The organism is Bibersteinia trehalosi USDA-ARS-USMARC-188 (assembly GCF_000521725.1).
In the GTDB taxonomy this organism is placed as follows: domain Bacteria; phylum Pseudomonadota; class Gammaproteobacteria; order Enterobacterales; family Pasteurellaceae; genus Bibersteinia; species Bibersteinia trehalosi.
The window spans coordinates 1131384-1146780 of the sequence record NZ_CP006954.1 but is presented as its reverse complement, the minus strand read 5'-3'; the positions used below and the strand labels follow the sequence as shown (position 1 = coordinate 1146780).

Here is a 15397-nt window from a genome sequence, read left to right as displayed (position 1 = left end):
TTAATTCCTAATTCGTTTCTGGAAATTCGTCGATTACTACATCAAACTCTAGTAAAATACCTTGGCGAAGCACAACTATCTTCGCAAGATCCCCTGGCTTCATGTCTGCAATCATATTCATCATTTTCTCTGGGCTCTCTGCCTCTACATCATTAATACTAATAATTAAATCTGCTGTTCTTAAGCCTGCCTTTGCTGCAGGGCCATTTGCCGCTGTTCCTGTAATTAATACACCACTGTTGGAGAGTTGGAAGGTACTGGAACTGACACCAATATAACCCCGAATTACACGACCGTTTTGAATAATTTGTTTTAATACCTTATTTGCAATATTGATCGGTATTGAAAAATTCAACCCTTCAGCTAATTCTGCACTATTTTTGCCTAAACTTAAGGTATTAATACCTATGAGTTCTCCTGCAGTATTAATCAATGCGCCGCCAGAATTCCCTTTGTTAATGGACGCATCAGTTTGAATAAAATTCTGTCGCATACTATCAGATAATGCATTGCGTCCAATCGCACTCACAATCCCCTGAGTAATACTTTGCCCTAAGTTCAATGGATTACCAATTGCCAGTACGACATCACCAATTTGAGGCTTTCTTTTCTCATTTTGAGGAATAGTCGGCAAATTATCCGCTTGAATTTTTAATACAGCAAGATCCGTTAATTGGTCAGTCCCGACAACCGCGGCACTATAGATGGCACCAGATTGCAGCGCGACAATAATTTTATCTGCGTTTTCAATTACATGCTTGTTAGTTAAAATATACCCAGATGAAGTCATAATGACACCAGAGCCAAGATTATTGATTTCGAGATCTTCATCATTATTCTGCGTTTGAGCTGTTTCAAAAGCTTGGCTATAAACATTGACAACCGCAGGAGAGGCTACTTTTACTGCACCATTATAACTTTCAATTTTAGATAGTGATGGGAATCGACCACTATTCTTATTCACTAAAGGCGCTACATATAGAATGAGTATTGCAGAAAAAAGTCCAAAACCGACCGCTTGTATAATTTTTTTCAATTTCATAAAAACACAAGGGATAACTATAGCTATCCCTTATTTTCAATAAATTATAATGTTTCAGCTAAACGTTTCAGATAGTCTTTGAAATCTTGACCAAATTTATCATGATTTAGGCTATATTCAACGAATGCTTCCATATATCCCAGTTTGTCTCCACAGTCAAAGGTTTTTCCTGACATATGAAAAGCTTCTACGCACTGCTGATCAATCAACATATCAATCGCATCCGTTAATTGAATCTCATCACCTACGCCAACAGGCGTTTTTGCCAATAAATCCCAAATATCAGCAGAGAAAACATAACGACCAACCACAGCAAGATTAGATGGCGCTTCATGAACTGGTGGTTTCTCGACAATACGCACAATGGCAGCAGTCTCACCAGCATTTAACTCAGAACCCGCACAATCAACCACGCCGTAGCTACTTACATCTTCTTGAGCCACAGGCGCTACCATGATTTGGCTATTTCCTGTCTCTTTAAAACGCTGAATCATTGCTGCTAAATTTTCTCTCGACTGATCCGCAGTAAAATCCGCCAATAGCACGTCTGGGAGCACTACAGCAAATGCCTCATTCCCTACTAATGCACGACCACATAAGACAGCATGTCCTAAACCTTTTGCTTGACCTTGACGTACATGCATAATAGTCACATCTTTTGGCACAATAGAACGCACTTCTTCAAGCAATTGGCGTTTCACGCGTTTTTCTAGCATGGTTTCCAATTCAAATGATGTATCAAAGTGGTTTTCGATAGCATTTTTAGATGAATGTGTGACTAACACAATATCCTTAATACCCGCTGCAACACATTCATTTACAATATATTGAATAAGCGGTTTATCTGCAATGGTGAGCATCTCTTTTGGAATAGCTTTGGTCGCAGGCAACATACGAGTACCTAAACCAGCTACAGGAATAATCACTTTCATATAAGTTCCTTTTATATAAGAAATTCAGATAGACATTAAATTTCTAAGATTGTTTACATTCTGACGTTGATTTTATCTTTTGATAAATTTCCTCACGGTGAACACTCACATCTTTTGGGGCATTAACCCCTAATTTGACTTGTCCACCACGAGTATTTAACACGGTAATTTCAACATTATCACCGATTAATAGTTTTTCACCTACTTTTCGGGTTAATATCAGCATATATTCTCCTTTTATGTGTATGAGGGGAAATGCCCCCTCTAGATTGATTTATTATAGTTTTGTCGAAATACATTGTTCAGCGATAGCTAGCGCTTGTGGAATATTTTCCACTTGGGCGCCACCTGCCATTGCCATATCTGGGCGACCACCACCCTTTCCGCCTACTGCTTGTGCCATTAAACCCACCAATTCTCCCGCATTTACTTTTGCAGTCAAATCGTTGGTGACACCCACAATTAAACTTACTTTACCTTCACTTTCTGTAGCAAATGCAATCACAGCAGAACCTAATTGGTTTTTCAAATCATCAACCATTGTTCTTAATGCTTTACTATCTACCCCTTCAAGCTTCTGTACAACAACATTAACACCATTAATTTGTTTTGCAGATTTTGCCAATTCTCCACCCGCTTGCGCAGCTTGTTTCTCTTTTAATTGCTGTAACTCTTTTTCTGCTTTTTTGGCTTTTTCTTGTAGCTGCTGGATCTTCTCAACTAATGATGTGCTATCTGCTTTTAATAACTCGCTAGCTTGGTTAAGCACTTGTTGCTGTTGATGTAACAATGCAATCGCATTTTCGCCAGTTACCGCTTCCACACGACGCACACCGGCTGCAACTGCACCTTCAGACACAAATTTAAATAAGCCAATATCACCCGTTTGTTTTACATGAATACCGCCACATAATTCAATAGAGAATGGTCCCATGTCTACAACACGTACGACATCACCATATTTTTCACCAAACAGAGCCATAGCCCCTTTCGCTTTTGCTTCTTCAATATCCATTGTCGAAATAGAGACATTCAAGTTTTCACGAATTTTCTGGTTTACAATACGTTCAACTTCTTCTAAATCTGATTTAGCAATCGCTTCAGGTTGAGAGAAGTCAAAGCGCAAGCTCTGTTCTGACACCAGTGAACCTTTTTGTGCAACATGATCACCGAGAACTTGGCGTAAAGCCGCATGCAACAAGTGAGTTGCACTGTGGTTTAACGTAATAGCGTGACGACGTTGCGCATCAACTTGAGCAGAAACCGTATCACCCACACGCAATGATCCTGAAGTTAATTGACCAATATGTCCAAATACTTGACCATATTTCTGTGTGTCACTGACTGCAAAATGGCAAAATTCATTTGAAATTAAACCGCTATCCCCGACTTGTCCCCCTGATTCACCATAGAATGGCGTACTATCTAGGATAACAACAGCATTTTCACCCGACTGGATATGTTCTACGGCGACCCCATTACTAAATAAGCCAACTACTTTTATAGCACTAAGTTCTGCCGTTTCATAACCTTTAAATACTGTTGAGCCTTCAACTTTAATGACATTATTGTAATCTACACCAAAATTACTGCTTGCTTTTGCACGCTCGCGCTGTGCGGTCATTTCGGCTTCAAAGCCAGCTTCATCAATGACAATATCACGCTCACGACACACATCAGCTGTTAAATCAAGAGGGAAACCGTAAGTATCATAAAGTTTAAATGCTACCTCACCTGATAAGGTTTTGCTTTCAACTTTTGCTAATGCCTCTTCTAATAATGCTAAACCACGCTCAAGCGTACGTGCAAATTGCTCTTCTTCCGCTTTTAAGGTTTTCTGAATATGAGCTTGCTTCGCTGTCAAAATCTCACCCGCTTTTCCCATCACTTTTGCCAACACAGGCACTAATTGATAGAAAAATGCTGCCTTCGCACCAAGCAAATTACCATGGCGTACAGCGCGGCGAATAATACGGCGCAATACATAGCCTCGCCCTTCATTTGAAGGCACAACACCATCTGCAATTAAGTAAGAACATGCACGAATATGATCAGCTACAACACGCAATGATTTATTATCTAAATCACTAACATTCAATAATTCTGCCACCGCCTTAATAAGCGTTTGGAAAATATCAGTTTCATAGTTGGAATTCACATGTTGCATTACCGCCGTAATACGCTCTAATCCCATCCCAGTATCCACTGATGGTTTTGGCAATTTCTCCATTGTGCCATCCGCTAAGCGATTAAATTGCATGAAAACAATATTCCACACTTCAATATAGCGATCACCATCTTCTTCTGGTGTACCGGGTAAGCCGCCCCAATATTTATCACCATGATCGTAGAAGATCTCTGTGCAAGGCCCACAAGGTCCAGTATCTCCCATTGCCCAGAAGTTATCCGAAGCATATGGTGCACCCTTATTATCACCAATTCGAATAATATGATTTTCAGGTACACCAACTTCTTTATGCCAGATATCATAGGCTTCATCATCCGTTTCATATACCGTGACATAGAGCTTTTCTTTAGGCAAACCTAACCATTGTGGTGAAGTTAAAAACTCCCAACCAAATTTGATCGCATCCTGTTTGAAATAGTCTCCAAAACTGAAGTTACCCATCATTTCAAAAAAGGTATGATGGCGCGCAGTATAACCCACATTCTCTAAATCATTATGCTTACCACCCGCACGTACACAACGCTGAGCCGTAGTTGCACGAGTATAAGGGCGTTTTTCTAAACCAAGAAATACATCTTTGAACTGGTTCATCCCCGCATTAGTAAAGAGTAAAGTTGGATCATTTTCTGGAACAAGTGAGCTACTTTCTACAACAGTATGCCCTTTAGAATGGAAAAAATCTAAGAAACTTTGTCTAATTTCAGAAGTGGTTTTCATTAAAATTACCTTTAATACGTTTTACATCGTTATGCTTAACGGGCGATATTCTACACGTTTTTTAATTAGCTGTATTGAGGCAATGCAAAATTTCAGGCAAAAATATACCGCTTGTAGCAATAAATTCCTACTGCTACAAGCGGTACTAGCTTAATCCTAGAGCGTTTAAGCAATAACGCATTGAACTAAATTATCAACAGCTCTTACTCATCTGCCAAAGGAACAACCAACATATCAATACTAATACTGTTCATCACTTGACGAGTTGAAGACATAAATTTACTCCAAAAGTCTTGATGATGCCCTGTTACTAAAAGATCTACTTGATATTTATCGACAGCTTCTTCCAATACCTGACTGAAATCACCACTGCCATTAAGACGTTCCGTAACAGGATAATCACTCTTACTAGCAAGTTCGTCTAACGCCTTCACAGTATCTTCAGACACTGAATTTTGCACTGACTGCATATTAATATCAATCAACCCAGTATATAGATCTGAAAAATTTACATCCACATGGATAATCGACAATTTTGCGCCGTGCCGTTTCGCAATATCAGCCCCTTTACGGACTAAAATCAAACTCTCTTCGGAAAGATCGACAGCAACTAAAACATGTTTATACATAATAAACTCCTTTGCTTATGGATGATTTGTTGCATCGGATAATAACAAACTTTACAAAAAGAAAATTTGAACTAGATCTCAAATTTAGAAAATTTCTTGCTAGATAAAAAAACAAGCGGTTGAATTTTGCAAAATTTCTGCAAATTCCAACCGCTTGAAGAGTACATTAATCGCCAAGCAATTATTTTTTCTTCGCTTTAGGATTTGGTAAATCTGTTACTGAACCTTCGAATACTTCAGCGGATAAACCAATAGACTCATGTAAAGTTGGGTGAGCATGGATAGTTAATGCAATATCTTCAGCATCACAACCCATTTCAATCGCTAAACCAATCTCACCTAGCAATTCACCACCATTCGTTCCCACGATAGCACCACCAAGGATACGATGTGTATCTTTATCGAAGATTAGCTTAGTCATACCGTCTGAACATTCAGAAGCAATTGCACGACCAGATGCCGCCCAAGGGAATTTTGCCACTTCATAGTTTAAGCCTTCTTGCTTACACTCTTTCTCTGTTTTACCTACCCATGCCACTTCTGGCTCAGTATAGGCAATAGAAGGAATCACTTTTGGATCGAAATAGTGTTTCATACCAGCAATCACTTCTGCTGCCACATGACCTTCGTGAACACCTTTATGTGCTAACATTGGCTGACCAACAATATCACCGATAGCAAAAATGTGTGGGACATTAGTACGCATTTGTTTATCCACAGGAATAAAACCACGTTCATCCACATTCACACCTGCTTTACCAGCATCAATTAATTTGCCGTTCGGTGCGCGACCAATAGCCACTAACACAGCATCATAACGCTTAGTATCATTACACGCTTTGCCTTCCATAGAAACATAGATACCATCATCTTTTGCTTCTACCGCAGTGACTTTGGTTTCCAGCATGAGTTTGAATTTTTTCTCAATACGTTTAGTGAAGATTTGTACAATATCTTTATCCGCAGCAGGAATAACCTGATCGAACATCTCTACCACTTCAACTTCAGAGCCTAACGCTTCATATACAGTCCCCATCTCTAAACCGATAATACCACCACCCATAATGAGTAATTTTTTCGGAATTTCTTTGAGTTTTAGTGCATCGGTAGAATCCCAAATACGAGGGTCTTCATGTGGGATAAATGGCAATTGAATTGGGCGAGAACCCGCTGCAATAATGGCATTATCAAATTTAATCGTTGTTGGATTACCATCACGATCACGAGCAACTAAAGTATTTGAGTCTGCAAATGTAGCTTGACCTTCAACCACAGTGACTTTACGTGCTTTTGCCATACCCGCAAGACCGCCAGTTAATTTAGCAACAACAGCCTCTTTACCTGCACGAACTTTGTCTAAATCAATGGTCGGCTCACCAAAGGTGATTCCATTTTTTTCTGCATGTTTCGCTTCTTCTAATACCTTAGCAACATGTAATAATGCTTTTGATGGAATACAACCTACATTTAAACAAACACCACCAAGAGTTGAATAACGTTCAACAATGACGGTTTCTAAACCTAAGTCTGCACAGCGGAATGCCGCTGAATAACCTGCAGGGCCTGCACCGAGTACCACTACCTGTGTTTTAATTTCTTTGCTCATAGTTTTTTCCTTTTGTAGGATGGGCTTTAGCCCATCGTAGGGAAAGAATAATGGGCTAAAGCCCATCCTACAACAAGCGGTCGGTTTTGCAAAATTTTCAGCAAATCTGACCGCTTGTATTGATTACATTACTAAACGGCGAATATCCGCTAATACTTGACCTAAGTAGGTTAAGAATCTTGCACCATCTGCACCATCAATGACACGGTGGTCAAATGATAATGAGAGAGGTAACATTAAGCGTGGCTCAAACTCTTTACCGTTCCAAACTGGGCTCATATCAGAACGAGACACGCCTAAAATAGCCACTTCTGGTGCATTCACGATTGGGGTAAAGTGAGTTGTGCCTAAACCACCAAGACTTGAAATGGTGAAACAGCCACCCTGCATATCTGCTGCGGTTAATTTACCTTCACGCGCTTTCTTAGATACTTCCATTAATTCACGAGAAAGTTCAATAATGCCTTTTTTGTTCACATTTTTGAATACTGGTACAACTAAACCATTTGGTGTATCTACGGCAACACCGATGTTGATGTATTTTTTCAGCGTGAGTTTTTGACCATCTTCAGAAATAGAACTGTTGAAGCGAGGGAAAGCTTCTAATGCTTTCGCTGCTGCTTTCATAATGAAGACCACAGGCGTGATTTTCACATCTAATTTTTGTTTTTCCGCAACTTTATTTTGCTCTTTACGGAATGCTTCTAATTCAGTGATATCTGTACGGTCAAAGTGCGTTACATGTGGAATCATCACCCAGTTACGGTGTAAGTTTGCACCTGAAATTTTATTGATACGGCTTAATTCAACTTCTTCAATTTCACCAAATTTGCTGAAATCGACTTTTGGCCAAGGTAATAAACCTAAACCTGCACCATTTGCGACACCAGTACCTGCCGCTGCTGGCGCTTTACCTGCTTTCACATCTTCAAAGACTTGCACTGCTGTTTTCACATAAGCTTGCAAGTCTTCTTTTACGATACGACCTTTACGACCCGTACCTTGTACCTTGTCTAAGTTTACGCCAAATTCACGCGCTAAACGGCGAATTACTGGGGTTGCGTGTGCATAATTTGCACTTGCTGCTACAGTTTCTTGGCTTAAGCCTGCTACGTTACCGCTTGCAGGTTGTGCAGCACTCACTGAAGAAGCTGCAGCTGGTGCAGCAGCTTGTGCAACCGGTGCAGGAGCTGCTGCTGGAGCTGCGCCTGCGACTTCAAAACGCATAATCAATGAGCCAGTTTTCACTTTATCGCCCACGTTGATTAAAATTTCTTTCACCACGCCAGCAACTGGTGCAGGGACTTCCATTGACGCTTTATCACCTTCAACGTTGATGATAGATTGATCCACTTCAACAGTATCGCCCACTTTCACCATAATTTCAGTTACGTTTACTTCATCGCCACCGATATCTGGTACATTCACATCTTGCACAGATGCTGCAACTGGCGCTGCTGCTTGAGCTGGTGCAGCCTCTGCAACAGGAGCCGCTGCACCTGTTGAGAATTTCATAATCAATGAGCCGGTTGAAACTTTATCACCTACATTGATTAAAATTTCAGTTACTGTACCTGCAAATGGCGCTGGCACTTCCATAGAGGCTTTATCACCTTCTACGTTGATGATAGATTGATCGGCTTCAACACTATCGCCCACTTTTACCATAATTTCGGTAACATTAACTTCATCGCCACCAATATCAGGGACGTTTACTTCAACGATAGCAGCCGCTTGTACTGGTGCTGGTGCAGCTTCAACCGCTGGGGCTGCTGCTTGTGGAGTTGGTGCAGCATCTGCACTTTCTAATTCTAACATTGGTGTGCCCGTGGTTACTTTGTCACCCACTTTCACTAATACTGCTTTAACCACACCTGCTTCAGGCGCTGGGACTTCCATAGAAGCTTTATCACCTTCTACATTAATCACAGATTGATCAGCTGAAATGGTATCACCTACGTTTACCATTACTTCGGTTACGGTAACTTCATCGCCACCGATATCAGGAATTTGAATTACTTTTGACATTTTGTTTTTCCTTTATGAAAAATGTAGGGGCGTACGACGTACGCCCGCGGACGCAAACATTGCGTCCCTACAGTTTATTACGCATATAACGGATTGATACGATCTACATTCAAACCAAATTTCGCAATCGCTTCTGCAACCAATTTAGTTTCCACTGTGCCTTCTTTCGCTAATTGAGAAAGCGCAGCAACAACAACGTAACGTGCATCAACCTCGAAGTGTTCACGTAAGTTTGCACGGCTATCAGAACGACCGAAACCGTCAGTACCTAATACGTGATAGTGTTTGCTTGGTACGTATGCACGAATTTGTTCTGCATAAAGTTTCATATAGTCGGTTGAAGCAACGGTTGGTAAATCTTGTAACACTTGTGCAACATAAGGAACACGAGGTGTTTCAGTTGGGTGTAATAAATTCCAACGTGCTACATCTGCTCCATCACGGCCTAATTCGTTAAATGATGGGGCTGAGAATACATCAGAAGAGATACCATAGTCGTTTGCAAGGATTTGTGCAGCTTCACGTACGTGACGCATAATCGCACCAGAACCTAATAATTGAACGCGACCTTTGCCTTTTGCTTCAACGCTTTCAAATTTATATAAACCTTTACGGATACCTTCTTCTGCACCTGCTGGCATTGCTGGTTGCTCAGTGATTTCATTTAAAGTGGTGATGTAGTAGAACACATCTTCTTGTTTCTCACCGTACATACGGTTAATACCGTCTTGTACAATAACAGCTACTTCAAATGCAAATGATGGATCGTAGGTTACACAGTTTGGAATAACGCCTGCTTGAATATGGCTATGACCATCTTCGTGTTGTAAACCTTCACCATTTAAAGTTGTACGACCTGATGTACCACCAATCATAAAACCACGTGCTAATTGGTCACCAGCAAGCCACATCATATCGCCCACACGTTGGAAACCAAACATTGAGTAGTAGATGAAGAATGGAATCATTGGTTGGTTGCTAACAGAGTAAGAAGTTGCTGCCGCTACCCAAGATGCGGTTGCACCTAACTCGTTGATACCTTCTTGTAACACTTGACCATCAGTTGCTTCACGATAATAAGCCACTAAATCACGGTCAGAAGGCACATAGTTTTGACCCGCTGGTGAGTAAATACCGATTTGACGGAATAAACCTTCCATACCAAAAGTACGAGCTTCGTCCGCAATAATAGGAACGATAGTTTTACCGATGTTTTTATCTTTTAATAACGCGTTTAATACACGGCTAAATGCCATTGTGGTAGAAATACCACGCGGTTGCGCTTCTAATAATTTTTGGAAATCAGGTGTATCTAAGCTAGGAACTTGATATTCGCCCGTAAATTTTGGATTACGTGCAGGTAAGTAGCCTTTCAATGCTTTACGTTGTGCATGTAAGTAATTGTACTCTGCACTGCCTTCAGCAAATTTAATATATTCCAGATTCTCAACTTGTTCATCTGTTAATGGCAATTCAAAATAGTCACGGAAGCCTTTTAAGCTCTCTAATGACATTTTTTTAGATTGGTGAGCGGTATTTTTACTTTCCGCTTCTGGAATTTTATACCCTTTTACTTGATGTGCTAAGATCACAACAGGTTTGTCTGATTTTTGTGCTCTTGCATATGCAGCATAAAGTTTTTCGCTATCGTGTGCACCACGGCGTAATGCCCAGATTTCATCATCTGTCATATCTGCCACTAATGCTGCAGTTTCTGGGTAACGACCGAAGAAGTGTTCACGAATATAAGCACCGTTTTTAGATTTGAAGGTTAAGTAGTCACCATCAACAACTTCCATCATTAACTGTGCTAATTTACCACTTGTATCTTTAGCAAAGAGCTTATCCCACTCACTGCCCCACAATACTTTGATTACTTCCCAGCCCGCACCGGTAAATAGGCCTTCTAACTCTTGCACAATCTTACCGTTACCATGAACTGGACCATCTAGACGTTGTAAGTTACAGCTAATAGTGAAGATTAAGTTGTTTAATTTTTCACGTCCAGCAATGGTTAATGCACCTTTAGATTCGATTTCATCCATTTCACCATCACCTAAGAACGCATACACTTTTTGTTCAGAGGTATCTTTTAAACCACGGTTTTCAAGATATTTTAAGAAACGCGCTTGATAAATCGCATTCACAGGGCCTAAACCCATAGAAACTGTAGAGAACTGCCAAAACTCTGGCATTAATTTCGGGTGAGGGTAAGAAGAAAGACCATCAGCAAATGCTTCTTGACGGAAATTATCCATTTGTGCTTCAGTAATACGGCCTTCAACAAATGCACGTGCATAAATACCCGGTGCTGCATGACCTTGGAAGAAAACTAAATCGCCGCCATCTTTTTCAGTTGCAGCTTTGAAGAAATGGTTAAAGCAAACTTCATACATTGTCGCTGCAGATTGGAATGTAGAAATATGGCCACCTAAATCTAAATCTTTTTTCTGGCTACGTAACACCATTGCAATCGCATTCCAACGAATTGCAGAACGGATACGACGCTCAATGGCGTGATCGCCTGGATATGCTGGCTGCTCTGCCACCGAAATAGTATTCACATAATCAGTTGTTACCCCTGATTGAATTGCCACACCTTTACCGCGTGCTTGTTGCATTACCTGATCGATAATAAATTGTGCACGCTCTACGCCTTCTTCGCGAACTAATGAATCAACAGCTTCTAACCAATCGTTCGTTTCGATTGGATCTACGTCATTTCGAATAATTTCTGACATAGTCTTTTCCTTTTTGTGAGTGAATAAACAGACAAAGTACTCAATACTTTGTTTACTTGTAAAATTTTTAAACAAAAACTTTTATCTTTCTTCACATTTATTTTATCGACATTCAGGCAATAGGCAGCGCTCAATTGCCAAGTTCAAACTTATCCAATTGATTTATAAGAACTTTTTATGACATTATAAAAATGCTAAAAAAGATTGATAAAAAGTTGCGTAAAGGTTACCAAAAATGGCTTATTTTGTCTAATTTCTTAGGTTCGCTAAGGTATGAGAAGAATTTAAATAATAGCCTTATCACTTAGTGACAGACGATTTGCTAGAGTTATGCTATGCTTTAAAGAAATGTTGTAAAAGGAATCACAAATGCATAAAAAACTACTCATTCTACATACTGGTGGCACTATTTCAATGAGTGAAGGAGAAGATGGCAAAGTCTCTCCAAGCACAAAAAACCCCTTATTAGCCTCATTAGCTAAACTCAATCATCCAGCCACACTACACCAAGAGGCGATCTTGAATGTACCATCACCCCATATAACACTTAGCCATTGGTTAGTTTTAAAATCTCGCATTGAAAAAGGGGTAAACGAAGAAGGATTTGATGGTGTCATTATCACCCATGGCACAGACACACTAGAAGAAACCGCTTACTTTCTCGATTTGGCCCTAGATATCAATGTTCCTGTAGCAATTACGGGAGCGATGCGTTCAAGCAATGAATTGGGGGCAGACGGTTTAATTAATTTACAAAGTGCGATTTTGGTTGCGTTAAGTGACGAAAGTAAAGGTAAGGGCGTGTTGGTCGTGATGAACGATGAAATTCATAATGCCAAATTTGTCACCAAAACACACACGACAAATGTGGCAACATTCCAAACACCTACGTTTGGCCCTTGTGGTCTAATTGCTAAAAATCGGGTGATCTATTTCCAAAGTTTAGAACACTATGAGCGTTTTCCTATTAAAAAAGTAGAAAAAACCAACGTTCAGCTCATTAAAGCCTATGTTGGCATGGACAGCTTCTTATTAGAGCAACTAGCCCTAAGCCAATGTGATGGTGTCGTCATTGAAGGTTTAGGTGCAGGTAATTTACCGCCATCTTGTCTAGCTGGTGTAGCCGCACTGATGAATGCAGGTATTCCAGTTGTGTTAGTTTCTCGTTCATTTAATGGTGTCACTCAAGATGTTTATGATTATCTTGGTGGTGGCAAACAATTAAAGCAGCAAGGCGTTATCTTTACAACGGGTTTAAGCGGGCAAAAGGCGCGTATCAAATTGATGGTTTTGCTTAACCAGCAACTAGAAAAACCATTAGCGGAATATTTTTAATCTTAGCAAGCGGGTAAAAAAGAACAATTTTTTGCAAAATGTCCATAAAAACACACCGCTTGCATAAGCATACATAAAAAAGGCAGCCTAAGCTGCCTTTTATTCTTTTAGAATGCAATATTAGAGCTGTGGGCCTGCCACTACTAATGCTTTACCTTCATCATTGGTGGTGTATTTGGTAAAGTTTTTCACAAAACGACCCGCTAGATCTTCCGCTTTTGCTTGCCATTGTGCTTTATCAGCATAGGTATCACGAGGATCTAGAATAGCAGGATCAACGCCAGGTAACGCGGTTGGCACTGCTAAATTAAAGATTGGCAATGTTTTCATCTCTGCATTTTCGATAGAACCATCTAAAATTGCATCAATAATACCACGGGTGTCTTTAATTGAAATACGTTTACCTGAACCATTCCAGCCCGTATTAACCAAGTATGCTTCCGCACCTGATGCTTCCATACGTTTTACTAATACTTCTGCATATTTTGTTGGATGTAATGATAAGAATGCCGCACCAAAACACGCAGAGAATGTTGGGGTTGGCTCAGTAATACCGCGCTCTGTACCTGCCAATTTTGCTGTAAAACCAGATAAGAAGTAATATTTGGTTTGCTCAGGGGTTAATTTAGATACTGGAGGTAATACGCCAAATGCATCCGCCGTTAAGAAAATTACTTTCTTCGCATGCCCTGCTTTTGATACTGGCTCAACGATGTTTTTAATATGATAAATTGGGTAAGAAACACGGGTATTTTCAGTTTTTGAACCATCTGCAAAATCAACTGAACCATCTTCACGCACAACTACATTTTCTAATAACGCATCGCGTTTAATTGCCGCATAAATATCTGGCTCATTTTCCGCAGATAAATTGATAGTTTTCGCATAACAACCACCTTCAAAGTTGAATACGCCATCATCGTCCCAACCGTGTTCATCATCACCGATTAATTTACGTTTAGGATCGGTTGAAAGTGTCGTTTTACCTGTACCAGATAAACCGAAGAATATTGCAACATCGCCATCTTCACCAACGTTTGCAGAGCAGTGCATTGATGCAATACCTTTCAGTGGTAATAGGTAGTTCATCATTGAGAACATCCCTTTTTTCATCTCACCACCGTACCAACTACCACCAATTAATTGAACCGCTTCAGTTAAGTTAAATGCAATAAAGTTTTCAGAGTTTAAGCCTTGCTCTTTCCAATTTGGGTTAGTCACTTTAGAACCATTCATGACAACAAAGTCTGGTTTAAATGTGGCTAACTCTGCCTCACTTGGACGGATGAACATATTTTTCACGAAGTGGGCTTGCCACGCAACTTCAGTAATAATACGCACCGCCAAACGGCTATCAGGGTTTGCACCACAGAAGGCATCAATGACGAATAAACGTTTATTAGAAAGTTGATTTGTTACCAAACCTTTTAAGTGAGTCCAAGTTTCTTGGGTCATTGGCTTATTATCATTTTTAACTGCATCCGTTGTCCACCATACGTTTTCACGGCTAGTGTCGTCTAACACAATATATTTATCTTTTGGTGAACGACCTGTGAAAATCCCTGTATCTACGGCAACCGCACCACTTGTGGTTAAACGACCTTTCTCAAAGCCTTCTAACTCTGGTTTCATCTCCTCTTCAAACAGTTGCTCATAACTTGGGTTATAAACAATTTCAGACACATTTGTAATACCTAATTGAGCAAGCTCTTGTTCTACACGATTTAACATAAATTACCTCTGTTAGATAACGATAAAAAAAAGATATGCGAATTATAAAATTTTTCTTTAGAAAAAAATGTTACCTACTTCAAATTTTTACACATTACATGAAAAAATTTCCAAAGCTTCGACGGGCAATGTACAATAGCAATTGTTTAAAAAAGGAAGATATATGCGACTATTGATTGTATTTTTAGCGGTCACCCTTGTCTATTTCCAATATCTCTTTTGGTTTGGCGAAAATGGGTGGCTAGATTACCAAAAAGCAGAAACTGCGGTCAAAGAACTGAATGAGCGTCATGATAAATTAGAAGCGCGCAATAAAATGATTGAAGCAGAAATCGACAACCTGCAACGAGGCTTAGAAGCGTTAGAAGAACGCGCTAGAATGCAACTTGAGATGGTAAAACCCGATGAACGCTTTTACCGAATTATCCCTAAAAACTAAGGAATCAAT

At 40.0% G+C, this 15397-nt stretch carries 11 protein-coding genes; 2 read left to right on the top strand and 9 right to left on the bottom strand.

Annotated elements, in window-relative coordinates; translation table 11 throughout:
* Nucleotides 1-7 precede the first annotated feature (7 nt).
* The 8 genes from degS to aceE all read right to left on the bottom strand — a co-directional run bounded on the left by degS (nt 8) and on the right by aceE (nt 11883).
* Complete coding sequence (gene degS / locus F542_RS05265) at nt 8-1042, bottom strand: outer membrane-stress sensor serine endopeptidase DegS (RefSeq protein WP_025267050.1); 1035 nt, start codon at nt 1040-1042, stop codon at nt 8-10.
* 44 nt (nt 1043-1086) lie between these two features.
* Nucleotides 1087-1974, bottom strand: a complete 888-nt coding sequence (gene galU, locus F542_RS05260; RefSeq protein ID WP_015432546.1) for a UTP--glucose-1-phosphate uridylyltransferase GalU — start codon at nt 1972-1974, stop codon at nt 1087-1089.
* 43 nt (nt 1975-2017) lie between these two features.
* Entirely contained in the window at nt 2018-2200 is a 183-nt protein-coding gene (gene csrA, locus F542_RS05255) for a carbon storage regulator CsrA (RefSeq protein WP_015432547.1), read from the bottom strand.
* A gap of 51 nt (nt 2201-2251) precedes the next feature.
* The gene (gene alaS / locus F542_RS05250; protein ID WP_025267049.1) at nt 2252-4879 is read right to left on the bottom strand and encodes an alanine--tRNA ligase; all 2628 of its coding nucleotides are present in this window, start codon (nt 4877-4879) and stop codon (nt 2252-2254) included.
* A gap of 203 nt (nt 4880-5082) precedes the next feature.
* Nucleotides 5083-5508, bottom strand: a complete 426-nt coding sequence (locus tag F542_RS05245; protein WP_015432550.1) for a universal stress protein — start codon at nt 5506-5508, stop codon at nt 5083-5085.
* A 181-nt stretch (nt 5509-5689) separates the two neighbouring features.
* Nucleotides 5690-7114, bottom strand: a complete 1425-nt coding sequence (gene lpdA, locus F542_RS05240) for a dihydrolipoyl dehydrogenase (protein WP_025267047.1) — start codon at nt 7112-7114, stop codon at nt 5690-5692.
* Between the two features lie 123 nt (nt 7115-7237).
* Nucleotides 7238-9142 carry a pyruvate dehydrogenase complex dihydrolipoyllysine-residue acetyltransferase gene (aceF, locus tag F542_RS05235; RefSeq protein ID WP_025267046.1) on the bottom strand — a complete coding sequence of 635 codons (1905 nt, stop codon included), beginning with the start codon at nt 9140-9142 and terminating at the stop codon, nt 7238-7240.
* A gap of 77 nt (nt 9143-9219) precedes the next feature.
* Nucleotides 9220-11883 carry a pyruvate dehydrogenase (acetyl-transferring), homodimeric type gene (gene aceE, locus F542_RS05230; RefSeq protein ID WP_025267045.1) on the bottom strand — a complete coding sequence of 888 codons (2664 nt, stop codon included), beginning with the start codon at nt 11881-11883 and terminating at the stop codon, nt 9220-9222.
* A 369-nt stretch (nt 11884-12252) separates the two neighbouring features.
* Here aceE and F542_RS05225 point away from each other — a divergent pair, with 369 nt between their 5' ends.
* A complete protein-coding gene (locus F542_RS05225; RefSeq protein ID WP_015432554.1) occupies nt 12253-13218 on the top strand; it encodes an asparaginase in 966 nt (321 codons plus the stop codon).
* Between the two features lie 120 nt (nt 13219-13338).
* On the opposite strand, the gene pckA is transcribed toward F542_RS05225, so the two are convergent.
* Nucleotides 13339-14949, bottom strand: a complete 1611-nt coding sequence (gene pckA, locus F542_RS05220; protein WP_025267044.1) for a phosphoenolpyruvate carboxykinase (ATP) — start codon at nt 14947-14949, stop codon at nt 13339-13341.
* 163 nt (nt 14950-15112) lie between these two features.
* On the opposite strand from pckA, the gene ftsB reads away from it, so the two are divergent.
* Nucleotides 15113-15388: a cell division protein FtsB gene (ftsB, locus tag F542_RS05215; RefSeq protein WP_015432556.1), complete on the top strand. Its 276-nt coding sequence runs from the start codon at nt 15113-15115 to the stop codon at nt 15386-15388.
* Nucleotides 15389-15397 lie beyond the last annotated feature (9 nt).